This is a genomic window from Pseudomonas sp. ICMP 3272 (genome assembly GCF_001466905.1).
Classification (GTDB): domain Bacteria; phylum Pseudomonadota; class Gammaproteobacteria; order Pseudomonadales; family Pseudomonadaceae; genus Aquipseudomonas; species Aquipseudomonas amygdali.
Window position 1 is genome coordinate 93,999 of the sequence record NZ_LKEK01000041.1, and the last position, 24,812, is coordinate 118,810.

Genomic DNA, 24,812 nt, shown 5'->3' on the forward strand with positions numbered 1-24,812 from the left:
CTGCGCCGGAATGAAAATGAGGTTATGCCTGAGCAGACAGGCAAACAATCCGATAATCGACTAACCGTTCGGTAACCGAACAAATTCAGCTGACTAACAATCGCTCACGAGCTTGGATAACCAGGCCCGTTTAACCATACCCAGGCAAACAAGGTCAGGTAAACAGCTGCGTACTCAGGTCGCGACTGGCATCGAGCATGATCGGCAAAAAGCGCTGTTCCAGCTCGCTACGTGCCACACGGCCGGCGCTGGTACTGACATTCAGCGCCGCCAGCACCTGGCCCGACGCATCATAGACCGGCACGGCAATAGAGCGCAGCCCCTGCTCCAGTTCCTGATCGACAATACACCAGCCTTGTTGACGGACCAGTTGCAGACATTCCAGCAGCGCTTCCGGCGTGCGAATGGTACGACTGGTCTTGGGCTGCAGATCGACATGATCAAGGTATTCATGCAACGACACATCATCCAGCGCGGCCAGCAGAATTCGGCCCATGGACGTGCAATATGCCGGAAGGCGACCGCCCACCGACAGGTCGACCGAGATCAATCGCTGCGTGGTCGCCGAGCGCGCTATATAAAGGATGTCGTCCCCTTCTAGCGTGGCCATGTTGCAAGCCTCGTGCAACTGATCGCTCATACGGTCCAGATAAGGCTGCGAAGAAGTCGCCAGAGGCGTAGATGACAGATAGGCGTGGCCCAGGGTCAGCACTTTGGGCAGCAGCGAGTACGTACGACCATCGGTGGTCGCGTAACCCAGCTTGATCAACGTATGCAGACAGCGACGCACTGCAGCCCGGGGAATTTCCGTCCGGTGGCTGATCTGGGCAATGGTCAGGTGCCGCTTGCGCTCCTGAAATGCATGAATAACGGCAAGCCCGCGCGCCAGCGAAGTCATGAAATCCGGGTCACCGGTCAGCGCCTGAATGCGCTTTGCGGGTGACGCCACGATGGGCGGTGCCAATGAGGCAAAAGATTTACGCAGTTCATCGTTCATTGACACACCCTCTGTAACTCCCTTTCAGGCCCTGTGGAGCGCAGGTTTCAGGTCTATTGGAAGCAGTGAAGACAGCCTCTGCTTGTGCGATTATCGAACAGGTGGCCGATAATCGCAATTGACCCGCCGTAAATATACTTATACCTTTACCTCTGCCACGAAGTGACTTCTTGGAAATTACTGGTCAGGTACCCACTGAGAAGTCCAAGGCAGCGGCCTTGCTTACCAAGCAAGGCCGTTTTCATTGCGGCAGCGCCTGCTGCGCATGAACACGCCCCGCCTGCTGAACCCCGCATCACAACTCCAGACATCGTGCATATAAAACTCTCTGAATTTCATCGTCAGGGTTTTGTCACCAGGTGTGTAAAATTTGTTTTATAAAAGTTCCGTCATATAAATGGCTCACTAAAACTTCGGAACAATCGTACAAAAAAACCAGACCTGTGAACTTATTCAACCTCTGTTGTTGACGTAACAGAACTTCTTGGAGATAGTATCCATCAGTGGGCCGGCAACACCCTCGCAAACGATTGATCCGTTCACCCGATTTCTGCCTCGATTATCCCATCGAAGCGCTGTCACGGTGCACCATCGCCGCGCGATCAAAGGGAAGCCTGCCAGCGCAAGCCTTGCGCTCGAAATCACACACATGTCGCTACGACAGCTGTTTCTCTGGTGTACGTAGCCGCAGGCAATAACAGGATGTTCCGCAACCTCTTCGGGCAATGGCCCGAGCAGGTCTCTGACTGTATCTGGTATACAGTCCGAATGGCGTGAACATACTTGCATTGTTTTGCGTCATCACCAGAACTCAATCGACTCGATCAGGTATTACAGTGACTAAAGATGAACTGCGCGCGGAACTTGAGCGCCAGGAACAACGTTACAAGGATGTCTACGGCGGTGAAATCACCACCTACGCCGCGCAACCGGAACCGGAACGCAAGCCTTGGCGCAAAAGAGCCAGCCTGCTGGACCAGGCGTTCAAGCAAGAATTGCAAAAAATGGAAGAAGGCCTGAAAGAAGAGCAGTGACATCGCGGGTCTCATGATCCCCGACTGCTCATCTCTGCCTTCCAGCCCCCGGAACTAACCGCCTTACAGCCTCATTGAGCATTCAACGGGGCGGCGCTCATGCGTCTTTTTTTTGGTTTGAGGCGACACCTCGCAGTGACGACAAGTCGTTCGGTATTTTTTCTGTCATAATCGCGCCCCCTTCAGACCCGGTCAGAAAACCTACATGATCGATTTATTCAGCGGGCTCGATGCCTGGGTGCTTGTGAGCCTTTTGCTCGCCCTGGCTTTTGTCCTCACCTTCGAGTTCATCAACGGCTTTCATGACACCGCCAACGCGGTGGCGACAGTCATTTATACCAAAGCCATGCCGCCTCATCTGGCCGTGTTCTTCTCTGGTGTATTCAACTTCCTCGGCGTGCTGCTGGGCGGTGTGGGCGTTGCCTACGCCATCGTCCATCTGCTGCCGGTCGAACTGCTCATCAACGTCAACACCGGACATGGCCTGGCCATGGTGTTCTCGCTGCTGGCGGCGGCCATTACCTGGAACCTCGGTACCTGGTACTTCGGTATCCCGGCCTCCAGTTCGCACACCCTGATCGGTTCGATACTCGGTGTCGGTCTGGCCAATGCACTGATCAACGGCATCCCGTTGGCCGACGGCGTCAACTGGCAGAAAGCGATCGACATTGGTGCTTCGCTGGTGTTCTCGCCGCTGGCCGGCTTCATCGTTGCAGGCCTGGTGCTGGTTGCGCTGAAATGGTGGCGCCCGCAGTCGAAGATGCATAAAACCCCGGACCAGCGTCGCAAGCTGGACGACAAAAAGCACCCGCCATTCTGGAACCGTCTGGTGCTGGTCATTTCCGCAATGGCGGTCAGCTTCGTACATGGTTCGAACGACGGCCAGAAAGGCATCGGCCTGATCATGCTGGTGTTGATCGGCATCGTGCCCAGCCAGTTTGTACTGGACCTGACCAGCACGACCTACCAGATCGAACGTACCCGCGATGCGACCCAGCATCTGAGCCAGTTTTATCAACGCAACAGCAGCACGCTGGGCGAATATCTGGCCATGGGCAAAGCTGAAAAAGGCGACTTGCCGTCCAGCTCTGCCTGTAATCCGAAGCAGACCGAACCCACCATCGACGCGTTGCTCGACCGCCTCAAAGGCGTGTCCGACTACCACTCGCTGGCCCCTGAAAGCCGTATCGAAGTGCGCCGCTATCTCTTGTGCCTGGACGACACGGCCCGCAAGGTCGGCAAACTTCCAGACCTGTCAGCGCGTGAAAAGTCCGATCTGGAGAAACTTCGCAAAGACCTGACCACCACCACAGAATACGCACCGTTCTGGGTAATTCTGGCGGTCGCACTGGCACTGGGCATCGGTACCATGGTTGGCTGGAAACGCGTGGTACTGACGATCGGCGAGAAGATCGGCAAACAGGGCATGACTTACGCACAGGGCATGTCGGCGCAAATCACCACCGCCTGCGCAATCGGCCTGGCTAACGTGTTCAGTCTGCCGGTTTCCACCACCCACATCCTGTCATCAGGCGTTGCCGGGACCATGGTCGCCAACAAGAGCGGCCTGCAAGGCGGAACGGTTCGCACCATCCTGCTGGCCTGGGTGCTGACCCTGCCTGCAACGGTCGCCTTGTCCGCAGCGCTGTTCTGGCTGGCCTCCAAGGCACTGTCCTGACTCAGAGCCCTTCAGGTGGTGCAGCCTTGCACTGCCTGAAGGGCTTGATTCACCCCTCTCCCTCCGCACCTTTCTCGACAAGCCTTTCAGCGGGCATTTCCGATTGCTGCAACTCACGCCATAGCGCTGCTGCACCGTCGAAATCGGCACCGTTTTCCGGAGTCAGGGCGGCGGGGTCATAGCGGCTGAGACAGCCCTCGCCAAGCGTGGCGGGAGCGGTGGATGTGGCTTTTTCGAAAGGATCGGTCATTGGCTGTCACCCTGAGCATTGCACCATTGCCGACGAGCCAGGTCGGGAGCGCGACAGGCGCACTCCCGAAAAGATAGATCAGTCGAAGACGACTGTCTTGTTGTCGTGTACCAGAACACGGTCTTCCAGATGAGCGCGCAGGCCGCGGGCCAATACCATCTTTTCCACGTCGCGACCGAAGCGCACCATGTTTTCGATGCTGTCGCGATGGCTGACGCGCACCACATCCTGCTCGATGATCGGGCCGGCATCGAGCTCTTCGGTCACATAGTGACAGGTCGCGCCAATCAGCTTGACGCCACGCAACGACGCCTGATGATAAGGCTTGGCACCGACGAAGGATGGCAGGAAGCTGTGGTGAATGTTGATCACCTGATGGGCATATTCACGGCACAGTTGTGGCGGCAGAATTTGCATGTAACGCGCAAGGACCACAACGTCCGCCTGATGATGCCCGACCAGACGCGAGACTTCGGCAAATGCAGGCTCCTTGTCTTTCGGGTCCACCGGGACATGGTAATAAGGAATGTCATGCCACTCGACCATGCTGCGCAGGTCCTGATGGTTTGAAATCACACAGGCTATGTCACAGTCGAGTTCGTCGCTGTGCCAACGGTGCAGCAGATCGGCCAGACAGTGCGACTCGCGGCTTGCCATGAGCACGACGCGCTTCTTCTGCGCCGAGTCGGTGATGCGCCAGTCCATCGAAAACTCTTCCGCGATCGGCGTGAACGCTTCACGGAACCCGTCCAGGTCAAAAGGCAGGGTGTCGGCACGTATCTCGTGACGCATGAAAAACCAGCCGCTGAGATTGTCCGAATGATGACTCGCTTCGGTGATCCAGCCGTTATGGGACGCCAGAAAGTTACTGACTTTGGCAACGATGCCTACACGGTCCGGGCAAGCAATCACCAGACGAAAAGTGCGCATTGGGGGAAACTCCAGAACTTCGCAAAGCCGCTATTCTAGCGGCTGCGCAGCAAAACTGCAGTATCTTTGCTGCCTGAATGTGCAGGCCGAAAAGGACACCGCCCAGGCAAAAGATTGCACCGTGCCAGTATCGACTTTTACCACCCGCGACGCCTAACAAGACCTATATAAAGAAGGGCTTTATAGCGAGGATCTTTTGAAGGGGGCTCGGCGCTTGCCTAGTTCAGACGTCTGTAGGACGCGTGTATATTGCTAAATAATTCAAATAAAACTTTTATTTAATGTTTACTTGCTCATTTACAGTGACTATTATTGCCCCACTGTATCCCTGCAACCTACACAACATAAGGTCTCCTCATGTCCCTGATCAACGAATACCGCGCCACAGAAGAAGCCATCAAAGAACTGCAAGCCCGTTTGAAGAACCTGTCGCAAGACGACAAACTGCAAACCGAGCTAGAATTCGAAGGCAAGCTGCGTACGCTGATGGGCGAATATCAAAAGTCGCTGCGTGACATCATTGCCCTGCTGGATCCGGATGCCAAGGTAAACAAAGCCCCCCGTGGCGGCGCTGTTAAACCTGCCGGTACCAAACGCGCCCGCAAGGTCAAGCAATACAAGAACCCGCACAACGGTGAAGTCATCGAAACCAAAGGTGGCAACCACAAGACATTGAAAGAGTGGAAAGCCAAGTGGGGCAGTGACGACGTCGAAAGCTGGGCCACTCTGCTGGGCTAAGCTTCAAACGGTCGCGCTTCATTGCGATTGCAAAAACGCCAGCCTGCTGGCGTTTTTTATTGTCCGTTATTTATACACCCAGACGTTTACTCAGCGCCTGCGCGTAATCCTGCCATTGGCGCAATACCTCCAACTGCTCTGGCGCGGCACTAAGAGAGCATTCAGCCAGCGCAGTCGCAAAGTCCTTCAGGGTATTGGGCGCCCCCCGTTCCGGGTCGCTCAGCCGCTGCTGACAGAAGTCCTCCCACCGCTGTTGCTCTTCACTGCTCAAGGTGTCAGGAAAGTTACGAGCGCGGTACCTGAATAACAATTCAGGCAAGCGGGCGTCATCAAACGGCCACGCGTCACGTGCCAGTTGTTCGGGCTCGGCTTGCCGAACTTGCTCGCACAGTCGACGATCACGGTCACCAATAAAACCGTCATATAACTGCTGTTCTGGATCCTCACTTGCAGCAAAATCTTCCTTGCCATAAAGGACGCTCAGTTTATCCTGCCAAACTTCCCGGCTTTCACTCAACTGCGTTGCGCGTGCCTGGTAGCCCGCCATGTCCAGTTGCAGCCGCTGCTGATCTTCGCTACGTAGCACCCCCAGGGGGGCTATCACCGGGCAACGGTTTATATGCAGTAATTTGAGCGGCACCGGCAATTCGCCTTCCCCCAGCGCTTCATGCCGGGTATATAAACGCTGCTTGAGTATTTCAGCGTCGTCTTGCAACAACGGTGAAGGGTCAAGGTGCAGGTCACAGACGATCAGCGCGTTGCGGTTATGCGGGTGCCATGCCAGCGGAAGCACCACGCCAAGGTAATTGCGTGCCGCAGAAAAACGTCCCGATATATGCACCAGTGGCTGCATCAGACGAACCTGCTCCTGGACTTTCTGTTTACTGCGTAATGCGAACAGGTAGTCATAAAGCTTCGGCTGTTTTTCACGAATCAGGCGCGCCAAGGCAATAGTTGCACGCACGTCGGATAACGCATCATGCGCCTGTCCATGATCAATGCCGTTTGCAGCAGTCAGTCGTTCCAGCTTGAGTGTGACGCGACCGTCCTGTTCGGGCCAGACAATGCCGTCGGGGCGTAATGCATAGGCCGCGCGCACGACATCAATCAGATCCCAGCGGCTGTTACCGCCCTGCCACTCGCGTGCATAAGGGTCGAAGAAGTTGCGATAAAAACTGTAACGCGTGACTTCATCGTCAAAACGCAAGGTGTTGTAACCCGCACCACATGTCCCTGGCGCAGATAGTTCGGCATGTACGCGGGTCATGAAATCCGCCTCGCACAAGCCTTTTTCTGCCAGCGTGGCCGGCGTGATTCCGGTGATCACACAGGCAGCGGGATGGGGCAGAATGTCGTCACTTAGCTGGCAATGCAGATTGACCGGCGACGCGATTTCATTGAGTTCGGTATCGGTGCGGATTCCGGCCATCTGCAGCGCACGATCATTGCGCGGGTTGATGCCGGTGGTTTCGTAGTCGTACCAGAAAATGCTGGAAGTCACGGGCTGATCCTGAACAAAAGACCCGCGAAGTGTAGGGCGTGACAGGTGTCATTGCCTAATCGGGTAATATCCGGCGTACCGGGAAATGTTTTCTTACAGCCCGCGTCTTGAATGGTCGGTTGCTTAGCTCCGCTGCGATAGCTAGCATCAGTTTTCGTTTTCAGGCGCGTCCTCCCGACAATGTCATCTCCTCCCGCTTCGCCAAGGAATGCAGCGCTGCCCACGCCACTGGACACCCGCATTGAAATCGAGACGCCGGAAGGCATCGATATGGTTCTTCGCCCTGCCGGACTGGTTTCCCGCGCATTGGCGTTCGGTATCGACTTCGCCATTCGCGCAACCCTCATCGGCGTGTTCTTTTTACTCTTGCAGTGGTTTGACAAGCTCGGCATGGGCCTGGCCGCCATCGTGTTTTTTCTGATCAACTGGTGGTACATGGTGCTGTTTGAAGTGCTGAGTCAGGGGCGTACTCCCGGAAAGCGGATACTAGGCCTGCGGGTGGTGCACGATGACGGCACGCCGATAGACTGGTCCGCGTCGTTGATACGCAACCTGCTGCGTTTCGTCGACATGCTCCCGCTGGGCTACGGGCTGGGTGCAATCAGTTGCCTGAGCCATCCATTGTTCAAACGACTGGGTGATCTCGCAGCCGGGACGCTGGTTATCTATAGCGACCAGCCGGTAACGCGCCCCACCCTGCCAGAGGCAGAACCGGTAATTGTGCCGTTCGCCCTGCATCTTGATGAACAGCGGGCAGTACTCAGTCTGGCGGAACGACAAGGTGAACTGTCCATTGCCCGCACCCGGGAGCTGGCGGCAATTCTTGCAGAACCCTTGCACATCCCCGCTGATAAAGCGGTCGCTCATGTAAACGGCATCGCCCGCAACCTGCTGGGGCCTAAATGAAGCAGAGCCTGTTTGAAACCCGCCATAAAGATGAGTGGCAACGCTTTGGTCAGCGCCTTGATGCGCTGGAAAACGGCAAGGCCGATGCCAATGCCTGCGAAACATTCCCCGGTGATTATCGACGCGTCTGCCACCACCTGGCGCTGGCACAGGAGCGTGGCTACAGCAGCCACCTGGTCGACCCCTTGCATCAACTGGCCATGCGCGGCCACCAACAGCTTTACCGACACCGCAGTGCGATGGGCGCTCGTCTGCTGGGCTTTGTTCTCGGAGGTTTTCCACGACTGGTGCGCGCCGAGTGGCGTTTCGTCCTGGTCGCCAGCCTGTTGTTCTTCGGCAGCCTGATCGGTATGGGGCTGTTGGTCTACGGTTTTCCGCAACTGATCTACAGCATCGTCAGCCCTGAGCAACTGGCCGACATGCAGAGCATGTATGACCCATCGGCCAGCCGGATCGGACAACCCGTCGAAAGAGCCTCCGACGCGGACTGGATGATGTTCGGCTACTACATCATGAACAATATCGGCATTGCCTTTCAAACCTACGCCAGCGGTTTGCTGTTCGGGCTGGGCAGCCTGTTTTTTCTGCTGTTCAATGGATTGATGACAGGCGCAATTGCCGGTCATCTGACCGACATCGGCTTCGGGCAGACATTCTGGACATTCGTCATCGGTCACGGTGCTTTCGAGCTGACCGCCATCGCCCTGGCCGGGGCGGCGGGTCTGAAGCTGGGATGGGCTTTGCTGGCCCCTGGAAGGCTGACGCGCAGTACCGCGCTGCGTGTTGCGGCCAGAACCAGTGTGCAACTGATCGGCGGGGTCATCCTGTTTCTGCTGATTGCGGCATTCATCGAGGCTTACTGGTCATCGATGACCTGGCCCGGAGCGCTGCTCAAGTACCTTGCAGGTGCCGCCCTATGGCTGCTGGTCGCTGCGTATCTGACCCTGGCAGGACGTACACCTCATGCGCCTGACTGAGTCAAACGTCGCCATACGCCCTCGATCCCCTTGGGAAGCCATCGACCTGGGCGTGCTGCTCGCGGGTCGGCACCGCGGTCTGCTGATGAGCAGTTGGGCAATCGTCACCCTGCCCGTTTTCTGCCTGCTCAGCGCACTGCTATGGGACTACCCCACGGCCGCCATTCTGCTGTTCTGGTGGCTCAAGCCTGCGTTCGAACGCTTGCCGCTGCTCATCCTGTCGCAGTCACTGTTCGGGGCAACGCCTACGCTCGGGCAAGCTCTCAAGGCGTGGCCCGCGACCTTGAAAAGCCAGCTGTTGCCAAGCCTGTTGTGGCGAAGACTCTGCCTGAGTCGCAGCTTTCAGTTGCCGGTGCAGCAACTGGAGCATCTGGCAGGCACGGAACGCGACCTGCGTATCAGCCTGCTCAGCCAGAAAGACCTGCGTGCCGCACGGCTGCTCACCATCGTCGGCGCACACCTGGAATACTCATTGTGGGTAGGTCTGCTGATCCTGCTTTACGCGTTTATTCCGCAGCAGATCCAGATCGACTGGCACTGGATGAGTCTGCTCGACGTTGAAAACCAGTGGCTGTGGATCGACCACCTGACCAACCTCTTCTATGCACTGGCGCTGGTACTCTGGGAACCCATCTACGTTGCGTGCGGCTTCACCCTGTACCTCAATCGCCGAACGGTTCTTGAGGCGTGGGATATAGAGCTGGTTTTCAGACGCCTGCGTCAGCGCCTAATCGGCAGCGCCTATGTAGTGTTGATCGGTGTCGGACTGGTGCTTTCGACGGCACCGGCCACGGTCTGGGCCGAACAACAGAGCTACAGCTGCCCGCTGCCTGATAGCAGCGCGGCAGAACCGCCCCCCACCCTCGCAGCACCGGACACGCCGCGCCTGACCCGCCAGACACTGACCAGCGAAGCGGCACGTAGCGAAATACACAGCATCCTGCAACAGCCGCCCTTCAAGAACCCCAAAACCGAGACAGGCTGGCACTTCCCTGAACAACAGAAAAGCCAGTCAGTGGTTCGGGACACCCACGACCAGGGCTGGCTGATTACCTGGCTCAATCGGCTTCTTAGGGCCGCGAGCGCCATGGCCAGCCTGATTGAGGTGCTGCTGTGGGGCGTGGTTATCGGCCTGACCGGGCTGGTGCTCTGGTATTACAGAGACTGGTTCAAGACCTTTGCAAGCCGGGCGCCCGGCAGAACAAAAACCGCCCGCCCGGATCCACAGCAGTTCCTGGGCCTGCAAGTGAATGCCGAAAGCCTGCCTGACGATGTCGCGGGCCGGGCCGAGCAGCTCTGGAGCAGCCAGCCTCGTGAAGCCCTGAGCCTGTTGTACCGCGCACTGCTCAGTCGCTTGCTGAGCGACTATCGACTGCCGTTGAAAAGTGCCGATACCGAAGCTCAGGTACTGGCGCATATCGCTGCGCTGAACCAGCCGCTGCTCAGTGAATTCAGTCATGACCTGACCATGCACTGGCAAAACCTCGCCTACGGGCATCGACTGCCACCGGCGCATGCCCGGCAGCAGCTTTGCGATGGCTGGCGTCGCCTGTTCAATCCGGCGGTGCAGGCATGAGCCGCCGCACCGGAATACTGATCGGGCTACTGGCCCTTTTACTGCTGACAGGCGCAGGGCTTTACCTCAGCCGTGACCTGGAGCGCTACGAGAAAACCGTGGATCAGGGCCCCTCGCCACAGGCAAAGGCCAATCCCTGGCTTGCGGCCGAACACTTCCTGCGTAGCCTCTCCATCACGGTAAACACCACTGACACACTGGCCCGGCTTCCCGACCCGAGTCAGAGCACCCAGACGCTGCTGTTGCTCAATGACCGGGAAGACATGACACCTGCGCAAACCGAACGGCTGCTGAACTGGGCCGAAGCGGGCGGGCACCTGCTGGTAGTGGCCGAGCAACTCTGGAATGAGAAAAAAGGTCGCAGCGGCGATCTGTTGCTGGACAGGTTGCAAGTTCATCAATACCTCACTACGGACATCAATGCGCAGGAACAACAGCTGAGCGACGCTCAGCAGCCGCTGCCCATCCCGTTGATAACCCCCTCGCCAAAACGCAAAAAAGAGCCTTGGCCGGAACTGACCCGCTTGTATCTGGAAAACGAAAGTGCCCCGGCATACATGAGCTTCGATCCTGCGTTCCATCTGGAAGACCCGCAAGACCATGCACAGTCGTGGGCCAACAGCGCCGATGCCACACACCTGCTGCAAATAAACCGTGGTAACGGATTGATCACGATTGTGACTGACGCCAACCTGTGGAAAATCCGCTCGATCGGCAACTATGATAATGCCTGGCTGCTCTGGTATCTGACCCAGGGCAGTGAAGTGACCCTGGTGCTGCAAACCGAACACGACAACCTGCTGACCCTGCTGCTGCGCAACTACCCTCAGGCACTGCTGACGCTGGCGTTGCTGATTGGCCTGGGCCTCTGGCACATCGGCCTGCGCGAAGGCCCGATGCGACGGCCCGCCCCCCTTGCACGTCGCCAACTGACCGAGCACCTGCGTGCCAGCGCCGAGTTCCTGCGCAGACGCAGCGGGCAACAAACGCTGATAAAGAGCCTGCAACAAGACATCCTGCGCCGCGCCCGCCAGCTTCATCCAGGCTTCGAGCGGCTGGCTGTCGCAGAACAATGGCAGGTGCTTTCGCGCCTGACGCGGCAGCCCACCAGCGCCATCAGCGACGCCCTGCGCCCTCGCCCGCCGCAACGCGTCTCACACAGCGAATTCACCCGTCAGGTAGCCCACCTGCAAACGCTCAGGAATGCCCTGTGATCCTGCACTGGCGAATCGTTGGATATCTGCGATATTGAAATCAAACCTTTAGAAGCTCGTGGGTACGTAGTGTTGGATACCTCATTTGGGCAGGCTTCGGCGCGGCGAATGAATCCCGACTCAACTTACTGTAATAATCGCATTCAAGATCAACACCACAACCAATCCGACCACCGCCACAATGGATTGAACCACCGAGATAGTCTTCGTCGCTTCTCCCATTGTCATGCCAAAGGACTCCTTTACCATCCAGAAGCCTGCATGGTTCGCATAATTGAAAAACAGCGAACCGCAGCCGATTGATAATGCCAGCAAGGGCAAGTTAAGGGTGGGATCAGCGCCCGCAAGTGGTGCCAGCAAGCCTGCAGCCCCTACGATGCCCACAGTTGCGGAGCCAGTGGAGACCGAGAGTAACATCGCAATCAGCCAACCCAGGATTAACGGAGGGAAGGCAGACTGCTGGGTCAGGTGCACGATAGCATCGCCTACCTTGGCACTGGTTAGCATCTCCTGAAATGCCCCGCCTCCTGCGATGATCATGATGATGGAGGCAATAGGCTTGAGGCTTTTACCCAGCGAATCGCGCACCTTTTCGGCGTCGCCACCGCGCGCCAGTACCAGGCTTGCGCCGGCGAAAAGCACGCCTAAGAGCATGGATATCAGCGGGTTGCCCACGAAACTGGCCATTTGCAGCATCGCATTGCCCTTGGGTAGCACCATCTCGGCGACGGCATTGATCAGCATCAGGATCGCCGGTAGCAAGGCTGCCAGTACGCCGAGCAAAACGCCGGGGCGGGGTTGATTGTCGGTTTTTTCGGCCAGAGTGAACTGATCAAGTAATGCCTGATCAGGCCTGGTGCTCATGCGCTTCGAAATGAACGCGCCGTAAAGTGGACCGCCCAAAATCATTGCTGGAATAGCCGCGAAAAAACCGTAGAGCATTGTGGGCCCCACTGAGGTTTTGAGTGCGGCGATGGCCGTCAACGGGCCAGGGTGCGGCGGTACCATGCCATGCATGGCGGCGAGCGCCGAAATCACTGGAACACCCACATACACATACGCCGAGCCTTTGAAGCGAGCCTGGCTTTCCAGCTTTCGCGCCACACTGAATATCAGCGGCAGCATAATTACCAAACCCACCTCGAAAAACATGGGTATGCCAACTACAAACGCAACCATCATCATTGCCCAAGGTATCAGGCGATCCGGGGTGCGCTTGAGGATGACCTCGGCCAGCTGCTCCGTGACGCCAGCATCAGCCAGGATTTTGCCTAGCATTGCGCCAAGCGCGATTACAATCCCAACGGCCCCTAGTGTCTTTCCGGCACCGGCGATCAAGTGAGCGACAATGCTTTCTGGCTGCATTTGGGTGGCAAAACCCACACCAACAGAAACTACCATCAGGGCCAAAAGCGGGTGCATCTTGAGGCGCGACACGATCAGTGCCACCAACACCACGACGCTTACAAGCGCGGTCATTAGAAGCTGTATATCTATGCTAGTCATGAAAATATCTCAGTTGGGCTGGCGCTGAGGCTGCACTCAGCATTTGAAAAACCGGTTCGAGACATAACGCTCGACGAAGCACGCGAAAAGCCAGACAGCGTATGGGTGCCTTCACGTGCAACACCCGTTTCAGGAAAGGCAAACACTTCGCAGCCTGCTGCCATGTCACTGCGGTCAGGTAGTTCAGTCAGGAGGCCAATATGGGAATGGGCATGGGAGCGACGCCACTCTAGCGGGGTGTCGGCGTAGTCACGGGCCAGGGTGCCAGTGATTGGCTGCAATCTGCTGGGCCAACTGGTCATGAAGACGTTGATACAGCGGCAAACGGGCATCGTTGGACAGAGCATTCATTGACCTATTCGCCTTGTTATATAGTCATATATATGAATCGCGGCAAAGTATTTCCCCAATGACAAAAACTTGTCAAGACTGATCTTCTTTCATAAGCAAGATCAGGTCGTAACTGCAGCTAGAGGGCAGATGCAAGCTGTGCTCAGGGACGCCAGCTGATCTATGGAGCAATGCAGTCGATCAGAAGTCCGCCACTTTACTCCAGGCTGATTTCCGGAATCGGTCCGGGTTATAAGGTCGCGGATCGACTATCGGGGGTGCGCCGCTGACGATATCGGCAATCAAGTGACCCGCGCCGGGGCTTAAAGACCGACCAATCCTGGCAATCCGCCAATGTCGGGGATCTGGTGGTAGCCAAAGGCGACATCCGCCGGCTGTTCATGGCCGCGGGCGACGAAGGCTTTGTGCTTGATCTTCATGTCATGGGCCGACATCAAGTCATAACGGAAGCTTGAAGATACGTGCAGCACATCCTCAGGCGCGCAGCCAAGGCTATCGAGCATGAACTCAAACGCTGCCAGGCGCGGTTTATAGGCTTGAGCCTGTTGGGCGGTGAACACTTTGTGGAACGGCGCTCCGAGCTTGTTGACGTTGGACATGATTTGTTCGTCCATGGCGTTAGAGAAAATTACCAGTGGAATCTTGTCGGCGATTTTTGCCAGGCCCGCCGGTACATCCGGGTGCGGCCCCCAGGTCGGCACCGCGTCGTAGTAGGTCTGGCCTTCATCGCAGTATTCGATGCCCCATCGCTTGCATGTTCGCGCCAGCGCGGTTTTGAGAATTTCATCGTAAGGCCGCCAGTCGCCCATGACCTGGTCCAGACGATACGCAGCGAAATCCTTGATGAATTGCTCCATGCGCTCGGGGCCGATGCGATCGGCGAACAGCTCGCGCGTCAGGGCCGCCGTCTTGAAGTTGGTCAAGGTGTCGTAGCAGTCTAAGGTGATGTACTTGGGACGAAGAAAGCACTGCTTTTGTCGAGCATTGGGAGGATTTGAGCACCAAGTTGCTAAGAGCCAATTTTGAGCGACGCTGCTCCTGAATAAAGCCGGAGAGGCACTGCCTGTGAGTGCCCGACCCTCGCCGATTGCTGTCTTTCGTAACTGGCACGCAAACGCACCTGCCTTCCAGGCAGAAAAGGCATCCTTGCGCAGATTTCTACCTGTGGTGCAGACGGCAGCTATGTCAGCGCAATTGAATCGCATGCACCAATACGCCGCATGCCCTGAGCGGTTACCATGGAAATAATGCTCGGCAAGAGAAGAAACACTCAGTCGCTGCGCACAAAAATTACGAAAAGCCAAATCAGGTAAGTAATTGATTTATGGACGATAAATCTAATATAACAGTTAGTAACGCTCCAGAAATCGTGAGCGAGCAAACGCCCGAAACATCAGGCAGCACCAAGCCATTTATCGACCCCGCCACCGAACCGGCCAGCCCGGCAAACGCTGCAAGCAATCAGTTGCAGCAGCGACAACGCGCCAGCCAGCTGGCTCAGGCGTTGCGTAACGAGCTGCAAAAGGCTGTGATTGGCCAAAACACAGTGATCGAGGACGTGCTGACCGCCCTTATCGGCGGCGGGCATGTGCTGCTGGAAGGCGTACCGGGGCTGGGCAAGACATTGCTGGTAAGGGCGCTTGCCAGTTGCATAGGCTGTGAGTTCGCGCGCATTCAATTTACGCCGGACCTGATGCCCAGCGATGTCACCGGCCATGCTGTGTACGACATGCAGACCGAGCAGTTCAAGCTGCGCAAGGGGCCGCTGTTCACCAACCTGCTGCTGGCCGACGAAATAAACAGGGCACCGGCCAAGACTCAGGCCGCGCTGCTCGAAGCCATGCAGGAGCGGCAAGTAACTCTCGAAGGTCGGGCGCTGTCCATCCCGCAGCCGTTCATGGTGCTGGCAACCCAGAACCCCATCGAACAGGAAGGCACTTACCCACTGCCGGAAGCCGAACTGGATCGTTTCATGCTCAAGCTGCGCATGGGCTATCCCGAAGCGCTGGAAGAGCTGAACATGGTGCGCCAGGTCACCCGCTCGACCCGTGCCGACATGCTGGATGTGCGGCCGCTGCGGGTCATCATGCAGGCTCGGGAGGTTCAGGCACTGCAACGCATTGCCAGCGAGCTGCCCATTGATGAGCAGGTGCTGGACTACGCCGTGCGCGTGGCGCGCAGTACGCGCACCTGGCCAGGTCTTAGCCAGGGCGCAGGGCCGCGCGCTTCAATTGCACTGGTGCGTGGCGGGCGGGCCAGAGCATTGTTGCGCGGCGGTGAGTTCGTTACTCCGGACGATATCAAGGGCTGCGCGCTGGCTGTGTTGCGACATAGGGTCAGGCTATCACCGGAACTGGACATCGAGGGCCTTTCAGTGGATCAGGTGCTTCGGCAGATCCTTGACCAGGTCTCGGCACCGCGCCTGTGAATCAGGTTCTGAAACCGTCGGTTCCGATGCTGCGCTGGCTCGGTGGGTTCATGTGCGTTGCGTTGCTGACAGGAACGCTCCATGCGCTGGGCATCGAGTATCCGGCAAAAATCGACGAGCTTTATCGGGCAGCGTTGCTGGCTTTCGCGGGTATCAGCCTGCTTGATGCATTCTGGCTGTTCAGGCGTCCCTCGCCACGCGTGCAGCGCGAGCTTGCGGGCAGCCTGGCGCTGGACCGCTGGAACGAGGCGCGGCTCGACCTGCAACACAACGGTGTCAAGCCAGTCACCTTGCAGGTGTTCGATCATGTGCCGCATGGCCTGGAACATGAAAACCTGCCGCAGTCCATCATCCTGCCTGCGCGCGGCAAAGGCAGCATCGGTTACCGTCTGCGCCCCTCAAGCCGTGGCCATTTTACTTTTGAGCAGTGCGAAATCAGCCTGCCGGGGCCTTTGGGTTTGTGGACGGCACGCCGCTATCTTCCGGTACACAGCACGACCCGCGTCTACCCGGACTTCGCCCGGCTTTACGGTGGGCAACTGCTGGCGGTGGACAACTGGCTGAGCCAACTGGGGGTGCGCCAGTTGCAACGTCGCGGGGCAGGAATGGAATTCAATCAGTTGCGCGAGTTTCGTGAAGGCGACAGCTTGCGCCAGATAGACTGGAAAGCTACCGCCCGCCAGCGCTCCCCCATTGCTCGCGAGTATCAGGACGAGCGGGATCAACAGATCGTTTTCATGCTCGATTGCGGACGTCGAATGCGCAGCCAGGACGGTGATTTGTCTCACTTCGATCACGCGCTGAATGCCTGCCTGCTATTGAGTTATGTCGCACTGCGCCAGGGTGACTCGGTTGGCCTTGCAACGTTTGCGGGTGAGCAGGACCGCTATCTGGACCCCGTAAAAGGGCCGGGGCAGCTCAACCTGTTGCTCAACTCGGTCTATGACCTGCAAACCACCCGGCGACCCGCTGACTACAGCGCCGCCGTTCGCCAATTGATGGTGCGCCATAAAAGACGTTCACTGGTGGTACTGATCACCAACCTGCGCGATGAAGACGATGAGGAGCTGGTGGCTGCTGCAAGACAGCTAGGTAAGCAGCATCGGGTGCTGATTGCCAGCCTCAGGGAGGAAGTGCTCGACAGTCTGCGTCAGGCCCCCGTACACACCTATGATCAAGCGCTGGATTATTGCGGGACCCTGAATTTCCTCAACGCTCGCGCTTCGCTGCACGACCGCTTGAGTGCTCAAGGCATTGCAATAATGGATGCTCGACCAAGGGAGCTGGGGCCGCAGCTGGTCAGCCGTTATCTGAGCTGGAAAAAGGCAGGTACGCTATAAGCGAAACCTTGCGAGTCAGCCAGCTGACTCAGGCTGAGGCTTCATAAAAGGGGTAGAAACAGAAATACTCCCGCAAGAGCTGGACGAACGCCAGATATTCTGTCGAGACCTGAGACAACTCGAAACCGGAGTCGTAGCTGCCTGGCGTCTCGTCTTCGTGGCTCCAGAGGCACTTGGCGCTAAGATCTATTGATTGCCCGGCAGTGCCATTCGGCATTTTCAGACACAGATCAAACCTGGCCCCTACCAGAACGGGCAGTTCGCTGATCAGCATCAGCCCTTCCCCGGACACATTCCCCAGACACCCCATCAGCTTGCCAGTATGACGATTGAACACCTGCAGGTAATCCTGCAATTGGTGCCGTTCTATTTTCCGCTCTTTATACATGGCAGGCTGCCTTCCAAGACCACTGTTGCGATCACTTAACACCGTTCGCTGGCTGCGGACTTCAAAAACGAGGCACTGCACGATAACCGCCTCGGCCTAGAGCTCTGCAGCTCGTCCACTATGTGATCACAGCCTAGCTCAGAATTTTTCAAAATCCACCCGAACACGGCGCCTGCCATTCAAATGAGGGTAACTATTTTGACACAGGAGCGTTTCGAACAGGTGCCGGGATCGGCCTGGCAGGCTGAGCCTTGGGGTAGAGGCCGGTTTGCGCAAGCGTATCGAGCCTGGCCCGTGCACGGAACGCATATTCGCTCTCTGGATACTGAGTCATCAGAAATTGATAGGTCTGAGCAGCATCGACATACAGTTTCTGCCGCTCCAGGCACTGGCCACGCAGCATCGACACTTCCGGCTGAACATAGCGGCGCGAACGGCTTTGACGCTCCACCTTGGAAAGATCCAGCATGACCCGGTCACAATCACCTTCCTGATAGGCACGGTAAGCGTGATCGAGGTTGGAATTCATCGCCCAGCGGGTGCAACCGCTGAGCGCAGTCAGTAATACAACAATCGTTACAATACGCATGGGACTCTCCTGTTCTCTGCCCTGTATCGGCGTCACAGCCTGTTTCTTCAAGTAAATCGCACACCGACCGTCAGCCGATTGCCCTCCCTGACAGCAACACGGTAGTGCAAAGGAACAATGACTAAAGACCCAGACAGGAGTAGCCTCTCGCTGCGCTTCAATTAAGGAGTTTGTGCATGACCGTTCGCCGCACCAAAATCGTCGCCACACTTGGCCCTGCCAGCAACTCGCCGGAAGTCATCGAACAACTGATCCTTTCGGGTCTGGACGTTGCTCGTCTGAACTTCTCTCACGGTACTCCGGATGAGCACAAGGCACGCGCCAAACTGATCCGCGAAATCGCCGCCAGACACGGGCGCTTCGTCGCTCTGCTGGGCGACCTGCAGGGTCCTAAAATCCGTATCGCAAAGTTCACCGACAAGCGAATCGAGCTGAAGGTCGGTGACAAGTTCACCTTCTCCACCGCTCATCCGCTGACCAGTGGCAACCAGCAAATCGTGGGTATCGACTACCCGGATCTGGTCAAGGATTGCGGCGTAGGCGACGAGCTGCTGCTCGACGACGGTCGCGTAGTCATGCGCGTCGACACCCAGACGGCTGACGAACTGCATTGCACCGTGCTGATCGGCGGTCCGCTGTCCGATCACAAGGGCATCAACCGTCGCGGCGGTGGCCTGACGGCTCCGGCACTGACCGAGAAAGACAAGCAGGACATCAAGCTCGCTGCCGAAATGGACCTGGACTACCTGGCCGTTTCCTTCCCGCGCGATGCCGCCGACATGGAATACGCTCGCCAGTTGCGCGACGAATCCGGCGGTACAGCCTGGCTGGTCGCCAAGATCGAACGCGCCGAAGCCGTTGCCAACGACGAAGTGCTCGATGAGCTGATTCGCGCCAGTGACGCTGTCATGGTTGCGCGTGGCGACCTGGGCGTTGAAATCGGTGATGCCGAGCTGGTTGGCGTACAGAAACGCATCATTCTGCACGCACGTCGCCACAACAAGGCGGTGATCGTCGCCACGCAGATGATGGAGTCGATGATCTCAAGCCCGATGCCGACGCGTGCCGAAGTGTCCGACGTGGCCAACGCCGTGCTCGACTACACCGACGCCGTCATGCTGTCGGCGGAAAGTGCTGCAGGCTCCTACCCGATCGAAGCGGTTCAGGCGATGGCGCGTATCTGCATCGGCGCTGAAAAGCACCCGACCGGCAAGACTTCCAGCCACCGTATCGGCCACTCGTTCACCCGTTGTGACGAAAGCATCGCGCTGGCGGCCATGTACACCGCCAACCACTTCCCGGGTGTGAAGGCGATCATCGCACTGACCGAAAGCGGCTATACCCCGCTGATCATGTCGCGCATCCGCTCCTCGGTGCCGATCTACGCGTTCTCTCCGCACCGTGGTACTCAAGCGCGTGCAGCGATGTTCCGTGGCGTCTACACCGTGCCGTTCGACCCGGCAGCCCTGCCACCGGGTCAGGTCAGCCAGGCCGCAGTCGACGAACTGCTCAAGCGTGGTCTGGTCGAGCAAGGTGACTGGGTCATCCTCACCAAGGGCGACAGCTACCACACTATCGGTGGCACCAACGGCATGAAGATTCTGCACGTCGGCGACCCATTGGTCTGATAGCAGAACGCTGCAAGCCAAGGCCCCGTCTCGCAAGAGTCGGGGCCTTTTTGCATTGTGTATGCCTGACGAATCTTTGTGATTAATCGTGCCGAACAAGAGCTGTGACTAACATGCACCTTATTCCCGCGCCACAAACACATCCGCCAGCAATTGATTACGCGGCAGACCTGCCAGATACAGCCGCTTGGCAAATATCTCCACGCTCTCGGCACTGCCACACAACAACGCCATCGCATGCCGCGACAACAGGCGCAGCTCGGCCAGGGTCGTCTCCAGCGCCTGCACGGAAATCAGTTGAACAAGCAACTGTGGATAACGCTCAGCCAGGGCTTGCAGCTCATTGGCCAGATAGTGCTGCTGGCTGTCATGGGCCAGATGAATCAGGCGGATGGTGCCCTGATGCTCCTGACGCAACGCCTCACGCAATACGCCCCATAGCGGGCCGAGCCCGGTACCGGCAGCCAGCAAGAGCAAAGGTTTTTCCTGCCAGTCGGGGTCATAGCGCAGGGCCCCGCCGCGCAGTTCGCCGAGCCTCAACGTGTCACCGACCCGCAGCTGTCGGGCGACGTTGCGGAAGGCACCGGGCTGGTGGCAGTCGATATGAAATTCCAGAAACGGGTCCTCGCCCGGAAGGCTCGCCAGCGAATAAGGCCTGGCAACACCGCTGTCAGTCCACAACACCTGGTGTTGCCCGGCGCTATAGCGCAGAGGTCGCGCGGGTTCCAGACGCAAACGCAGCACGGTCGGGCAGAGCCAGTCGCAGCCCACTACTGTCGCAGGCAGGCCGTCACGCTGCGGGTCAAACACCTCGACAGCCAGGTCACCGACCACTCGGCACTGGCAGGCGAGGCGCCAACCCTGCTGGCGCTTTTCAGCGGGCAACGCGTCGGGCAACGCGTCATCAGGCTCGCCTTTGACACAGCGCACCAGGCACGCATGGCAACTGCCGGCACGACAGCTATAGGGGACCGGCACACCGGCATGGTTCAGGGCGTCGAGCAGATTGCTGGCCGACGGCACCGACCAGCTACGCTCACCAACATGCAATTGAGGCATTCAGGCGGCCTGTGCAGAAAATAACGGCGATTGTACAGACTGGCCTGTCGGGCGGGTTATACTGCCGCGCCTTTTTGCGCCCGCTACGGCTAACCTGACAGCTCTGGTTCAAGCCGCAGTTCCAGACTGCCGCCGATAGCGTAATTGAATGTTCCCGTCCTTACAGAGGAGCGCGCCGCATGACCGTGATCAAGCAAGACGACCTGATTCAGAGCGTTGCAGACGCACTGCAGTTCATTTCCTACTACCACCCCGTGGATTTCATCCAGGCCATGCACGAGGCGTATCTGCGTGAGGAGTCGCCTGCCGCTCGCGACTCCATCGCCCAGATCCTGATCAACTCGCGCATGTGCGCGACCGGTCATCGCCCGATCTGCCAGGACACCGGCATCGTCACCGTTTTCGTACGCGTGGGTATGGATGTTCGCTGGGATGGCGCCACCATGGGCCTGGACGACATGATCAACGAAGGCGTGCGTCGCGCTTACAACCTGCCTGAAAACGTGCTGCGTGCATCGATCCTCGCCGACCCGGCAGGCGCTCGCAAGAACACCAAGGACAATACCCCGGCCGTTATCCACTACTCCATCGTTCCGGGTAATACCGTGGAAGTGGACGTCGCGGCGAAAGGCGGCGGTTCGGAAAACAAATCGAAGATGGCGATGCTCAACCCGTCCGATTCGATCGTCGACTGGGTCCTGAAAACCGTTCCGACCATGGGCGCAGGCTGGTGCCCACCGGGCATGCTCGGCATCGGCATCGGCGGCACCGCGGAAAAGGCAGCGGTCATGGCCAAGGAAGTGTTGATGGAGTCCATCGACATTCATGAGCTGAAGGCCCGTGGCCCGCAGAACCGCATCGAAGAGATGCGTCTGGAACTGTTCGAAAAGGTCAACCAGCTGGGCATAGGCGCTCAGGGCCTGGGCGGTCTGACCACCGTGCTCGACGTCAAGATCATGGATTACCCGACCCATGCTGCGTCGCTGCCGGTGTGCATGATCCCTAACTGCGCGGCCACCCGCCACGCGCACTTCGTACTCGACGGCAGCGGCCCTGCCTCGCTGGAAGCGCCGTCGCTGGACGCCTACCCGGAAATCGTCTGGGAAGCTGGCCCATCGGCCCGCCGAGTCAACCTCGACACCCTGACCCCGGAAGAAGTGCAAAGCTGGAAGCCGGGCGAAACCGTGCTGCTCAACGGCAAGATGCTTACCGGCCGCGACGCCGCGCACAAGCGCATGGTCGAAATGCTCAACAAGGGCGAAACCCTGCCGGTCGACCTCAAGGGTCGTTTCATCTACTACGTCGGCCCGGTTGATCCGGTACGCGAAGAAGTCGTTGGCCCGGCAGGCCCGACCACGGCCACGCGGATGGATAAGTTCACCCGCCAGATCCTCGACCAGACCGGCCTGCTGGGCATGATCGGCAAATCCGAACGCGGCCCGACCGCCATCGACGCAATCCGCGACCACAAAGCCGTGTACCTGATGGCCGTCGGCGGCGCTGCGTACTTGGTGGCTCAGGCGATCAAGAAATCCCGAGTCGTGGCCTTCGCCGAACTGGGCATGGAAGCGATCTACGAGTTCGAGGTCAAAGACATGCCGGTGACCGTTGCGGTGGACAGCACGGGTGAATCCGTACACATCACCGGCCCGCAGATCTGGCAGAAGAAGATCAGCGACAGTCTGGCGGTGGAAGTGCAGTAAGTAACGATGGCAGCAAGCCCGGAAAACAGGTCGGGCTTGCTGCATTAGCTTCGGAGTGCAGCGCCTTACCCCACGCGATCACCCACAACTAAATCGAATAAAGACGCACTGGAATGGCATTTTTTTTGAAAAAAGCTACAGTTGAAGGATCCGACCTTGCTGTGTCCAGTTCAGAGAACTTCTCGAACTTCAAAAACTTCATATCTCGCCATTTTACGGGCGCATGCGACTGCCACTCGATATAGTTGGAGGACCCAGAGATTGGCACGGTAATTTCCTGGCCACTCATGTTTTCGTTGAGCGCTTCCCATGTATCTGCACGCATATCACGTATCAGCGGAAATACATTACAGGCTGAGGCAAGGTTATTCATGCTCGCACTCATCATCTTCATCCATGAAGGTTTGGTAAACACCTTGTTTCCGGCAGAAAAAAATCAGCGATAGTCTGGCGGTCGTAGTACAGCAAGAAAGCCTTTAGCCGCCCCCATGCCAGCCTCCCATAGCACGGGTAGCCAGTCACCTCATATCAGAACAACTTTCCCCAGCGTCTGAGACTGCTTTTTACCGTCGATTCCGCAAGCATAATACTTAACATCGCCAAGCTGTCTGCATTGTTCATCAACAAGTTGGTCCGCACTGCGGGGTCGCTCAAACGCTCGATTTTCATGTCCTGCATGCTCTTGACCTCGAAGAGTCTCAGGGCCCTCTCGGTACTCAATACATTCTTTCCTATCATCCGCTCGACACTTCTGAACATGTGGGCGTTCTTACGCCCGTAAGAATACTCCATCGCTGAATTAAGCCCGCCTTCAAGGTGCTGTATGTAGCTGTCCTCACTGATCGCTGCCGCTTTTTCGTCCCGGAGACCCGCTGCCAGATACCCGAAATCAAGAATTTTGTTATTGAGAACTGTGTGAGAAACTTCATGCCCAAGCGTGATTGATGTACCCGCAACGTGGACGTTTAAAAGATCCTCGACCATGAAAATGCGTTTATGCTGATCCTCAAGATCAATAAATGCATCCGTCCCCGAATAGTTTTTCATTATGGCTATCTGATTGTAATGCCCCCCACCTTCATTGTAGTCTTTCAGCATGCAAGCCGTTGTACTGTATGTTTCAGCCAGTTCGCCACGCCTCTCCTTGGCGCCGTCCCCCAACACGTAACTCATCAATAGCTCAGGCAGTTGCGCTATCGCCGGTGCTGCGAGGGTTTTTGAACTTTCACTCCATGCAGAGTAAGCGAGTTTGAACGCGCGGTTCAAATGATCAGGTTCAGTTTTTGGAAGCTTCGATATTTCGCTTCTACCTCGCGCGAGGATGCCGGTGTCAAATAATACATCACGCTCTACACTGTCTCTCCGCCCACGATATTCCCCGGTCAGTCCATAAGGATCTGTGTAAGCTGTCGGATTATTCCGAACCATTGCATAAAAATTCAACCCATCCACATCCCCCGCCGGGTCCGGATTGATCCAGCGTTGCAACCACGGCGCGTAATACCTGAACCCATAGTAATAAAGCCCACTCGCGTCGTGCTCCTTGCCCGAATAACGCACCGTCTTGTACTTCGCTTCCACTGCACTGCGCGCCGCCCACCAGGCCGTGCCGCCAAACGGGTAGTAGCTTTCCTGACTGATAAGACCGCCTTGATGATCCAGTTCCAGCGTGCTCGATCCCAAGTGATCACCCAGGCTGTAACGAACCTGATTATTTGCGATGCCGTCCGGTTTACCGGCTTCCCAGTGCAACACCCGCACGCTGTTGCGACCGGCCTGAACCGTAACGACATGAAGGATTTCGCCATCGGCTGTGGTGCGAATTTCCAGTCCCGGCAGGTAACGCACTTCGTTAGTCAGCGTGCGACCTGATGCCTGCGCAGTGCTGATTTTTCGGCAGCGTTGACCCTGGCCGTCATAGACATAGCGCTCGTCATCATTCGGCCCGTCCCTGCGTTGCACAGTGGTGATGTGCTGCAACTGATTACGCACATCCCAGCCCATGGCCTGCCCGCGCAC

At 57.5% G+C, this 24,812-nt stretch carries 22 protein-coding genes and 1 pseudogene; 11 read left to right on the forward strand and 12 right to left on the reverse strand.

Going from position 1 to position 24,812, the window contains the following annotated elements:
* Positions 1-154: 154 nt before the first annotated feature.
* Positions 155-997, reverse strand: coding sequence for a pca regulon transcriptional regulator PcaR (gene pcaR, locus AO068_RS08080; protein ID WP_003363842.1), 843 nt, complete (start codon positions 995-997; stop codon positions 155-157).
* An 836-nt stretch (positions 998-1,833) separates the two neighbouring features.
* Between pcaR and AO068_RS08085 the strand changes: the two genes are divergently transcribed.
* Together AO068_RS08085 and AO068_RS08090 are read left to right on the forward strand one after the other, a co-directional pair.
* Positions 1,834-2,031 (forward strand): hypothetical protein, encoded by a 198-nt coding sequence (locus AO068_RS08085; protein ID WP_058400770.1) that lies wholly within the window; start codon positions 1,834-1,836, stop codon positions 2,029-2,031.
* A gap of 205 nt (positions 2,032-2,236) precedes the next feature.
* The gene (locus AO068_RS08090) at positions 2,237-3,709 is read left to right on the forward strand and encodes an inorganic phosphate transporter (RefSeq protein ID WP_002554968.1); all 1,473 of its coding nucleotides are present in this window, start codon (positions 2,237-2,239) and stop codon (positions 3,707-3,709) included.
* Positions 3,710-3,758: 49 nt separating this feature from the next.
* Here the strand turns inward: AO068_RS08090 and AO068_RS08095 are convergent, their stop codons facing one another.
* Positions 3,759-3,959 (reverse strand): hypothetical protein, encoded by a 201-nt coding sequence (locus AO068_RS08095; RefSeq protein WP_005779067.1) that lies wholly within the window; start codon positions 3,957-3,959, stop codon positions 3,759-3,761.
* 78 nt (positions 3,960-4,037) lie between these two features.
* Positions 4,038-4,889, reverse strand: coding sequence for a formyltetrahydrofolate deformylase (purU, locus tag AO068_RS08100; protein ID WP_003363851.1), 852 nt, complete (start codon positions 4,887-4,889; stop codon positions 4,038-4,040).
* Positions 4,890-5,246: 357 nt separating this feature from the next.
* Between purU and mvaT the strand changes: the two genes are divergently transcribed.
* Entirely contained in the window at positions 5,247-5,627 is a 381-nt protein-coding gene (mvaT, locus tag AO068_RS08105; RefSeq protein WP_002554971.1) for a histone-like nucleoid-structuring protein MvaT, read from the forward strand.
* Positions 5,628-5,697: 70 nt separating this feature from the next.
* Here the strand turns inward: mvaT and sbcB are convergent, their stop codons facing one another.
* The gene (sbcB, locus tag AO068_RS08110) at positions 5,698-7,128 is read right to left on the reverse strand and encodes an exodeoxyribonuclease I (RefSeq protein ID WP_058408080.1); all 1,431 of its coding nucleotides are present in this window, start codon (positions 7,126-7,128) and stop codon (positions 5,698-5,700) included.
* 180 nt (positions 7,129-7,308) lie between these two features.
* Here sbcB and AO068_RS08120 point away from each other — a divergent pair, with 180 nt between their 5' ends.
* Genes AO068_RS08120 through AO068_RS08135 form a run of 4 tightly spaced genes read left to right on the forward strand, consistent with a single transcriptional unit; the run spans position 7,309 to position 11,801 of the window.
* Positions 7,309-8,034, forward strand: a complete 726-nt coding sequence (locus tag AO068_RS08120) for an RDD family protein (protein ID WP_058400766.1) — start codon at positions 7,309-7,311, stop codon at positions 8,032-8,034.
* On the forward strand, positions 8,031-9,011 hold the full coding sequence (locus AO068_RS08125) for a stage II sporulation protein M (protein ID WP_058408091.1): 981 nt from the start codon (positions 8,031-8,033) through the stop codon (positions 9,009-9,011). Before AO068_RS08120 ends, AO068_RS08125 begins: the two co-directional genes overlap by 4 nt.
* Positions 8,998-10,587 carry a DUF4129 domain-containing protein gene (locus tag AO068_RS08130; RefSeq protein ID WP_058408081.1) on the forward strand — a complete coding sequence of 530 codons (1,590 nt, stop codon included), beginning with the start codon at positions 8,998-9,000 and terminating at the stop codon, positions 10,585-10,587. Before AO068_RS08125 ends, AO068_RS08130 begins: the two co-directional genes overlap by 14 nt.
* Entirely contained in the window at positions 10,584-11,801 is a 1,218-nt protein-coding gene (locus AO068_RS08135; protein WP_058408082.1) for a DUF4350 domain-containing protein, read from the forward strand. Before AO068_RS08130 ends, AO068_RS08135 begins: the two co-directional genes overlap by 4 nt.
* 120 nt (positions 11,802-11,921) lie before the next feature.
* Here AO068_RS08135 and AO068_RS08140 read toward each other — a convergent pair whose 3' ends face one another.
* From AO068_RS08140 to AO068_RS08145, 3 genes and pseudogenes are all read right to left on the reverse strand, one after another.
* Entirely contained in the window at positions 11,922-13,307 is a 1,386-nt protein-coding gene (locus AO068_RS08140) for a GntP family permease (protein WP_058400762.1), read from the reverse strand.
* 531 nt (positions 13,308-13,838) lie between these two features.
* Positions 13,839-13,973, reverse strand: a pseudogene (locus tag AO068_RS29210) (D-amino-acid oxidase); the annotation flags it as partial.
* On the reverse strand, positions 13,961-14,605 hold the full coding sequence (locus AO068_RS08145) for a haloacid dehalogenase type II (RefSeq protein ID WP_058408092.1): 645 nt from the start codon (positions 14,603-14,605) through the stop codon (positions 13,961-13,963). The pseudogene AO068_RS29210 and the gene AO068_RS08145, both read right to left, overlap by 13 nt.
* A 422-nt stretch (positions 14,606-15,027) precedes the next feature.
* Here AO068_RS08145 and AO068_RS08150 point away from each other — a divergent pair, with 422 nt between their 5' ends.
* Together AO068_RS08150 and AO068_RS08155 are read left to right on the forward strand one after the other, a co-directional pair.
* Positions 15,028-16,086: an AAA family ATPase gene (locus AO068_RS08150; protein ID WP_058408083.1), complete on the forward strand. Its 1,059-nt coding sequence runs from the start codon at positions 15,028-15,030 to the stop codon at positions 16,084-16,086.
* Positions 16,083-17,426, forward strand: a complete 1,344-nt coding sequence (locus AO068_RS08155; RefSeq protein ID WP_058408084.1) for a DUF58 domain-containing protein — start codon at positions 16,083-16,085, stop codon at positions 17,424-17,426. The genes AO068_RS08150 and AO068_RS08155 overlap by 4 nt, the downstream gene beginning before the upstream one ends.
* A 28-nt stretch (positions 17,427-17,454) precedes the next feature.
* Here AO068_RS08155 and AO068_RS08160 read toward each other — a convergent pair whose 3' ends face one another.
* Positions 17,455-17,814: a PilZ domain-containing protein gene (locus AO068_RS08160; protein WP_058400758.1), complete on the reverse strand. Its 360-nt coding sequence runs from the start codon at positions 17,812-17,814 to the stop codon at positions 17,455-17,457.
* A gap of 193 nt (positions 17,815-18,007) precedes the next feature.
* Positions 18,008-18,403 (reverse strand): tetratricopeptide repeat protein, encoded by a 396-nt coding sequence (locus AO068_RS08165; protein ID WP_002554984.1) that lies wholly within the window; start codon positions 18,401-18,403, stop codon positions 18,008-18,010.
* Between the two features lie 176 nt (positions 18,404-18,579).
* Between AO068_RS08165 and pyk the strand changes: the two genes are divergently transcribed.
* Positions 18,580-20,031, forward strand: a complete 1,452-nt coding sequence (gene pyk, locus AO068_RS08170) for a pyruvate kinase (protein WP_002554985.1) — start codon at positions 18,580-18,582, stop codon at positions 20,029-20,031.
* Between the two features lie 120 nt (positions 20,032-20,151).
* Here pyk and AO068_RS08175 read toward each other — a convergent pair whose 3' ends face one another.
* Positions 20,152-21,090 carry an iron-sulfur-binding ferredoxin reductase gene (locus tag AO068_RS08175; protein ID WP_058408085.1) on the reverse strand — a complete coding sequence of 313 codons (939 nt, stop codon included), beginning with the start codon at positions 21,088-21,090 and terminating at the stop codon, positions 20,152-20,154.
* A 179-nt stretch (positions 21,091-21,269) separates the two neighbouring features.
* On the opposite strand from AO068_RS08175, the gene AO068_RS08180 reads away from it, so the two are divergent.
* Positions 21,270-22,793 (forward strand): fumarate hydratase, encoded by a 1,524-nt coding sequence (locus tag AO068_RS08180; RefSeq protein WP_058408086.1) that lies wholly within the window; start codon positions 21,270-21,272, stop codon positions 22,791-22,793.
* Between the two features lie 88 nt (positions 22,794-22,881).
* Here AO068_RS08180 and AO068_RS08185 read toward each other — a convergent pair whose 3' ends face one another.
* Together AO068_RS08185 and AO068_RS28750 are read right to left on the reverse strand one after the other, a co-directional pair.
* Positions 22,882-23,166 (reverse strand): hypothetical protein, encoded by a 285-nt coding sequence (locus tag AO068_RS08185; RefSeq protein WP_004666155.1) that lies wholly within the window; start codon positions 23,164-23,166, stop codon positions 22,882-22,884.
* A 155-nt stretch (positions 23,167-23,321) separates the two neighbouring features.
* A partial coding sequence (locus AO068_RS28750; RefSeq protein ID WP_161936579.1) for an RHS repeat-associated core domain-containing protein occupies positions 23,322-24,812 on the reverse strand: 1,491 nt, incomplete at its 5' end.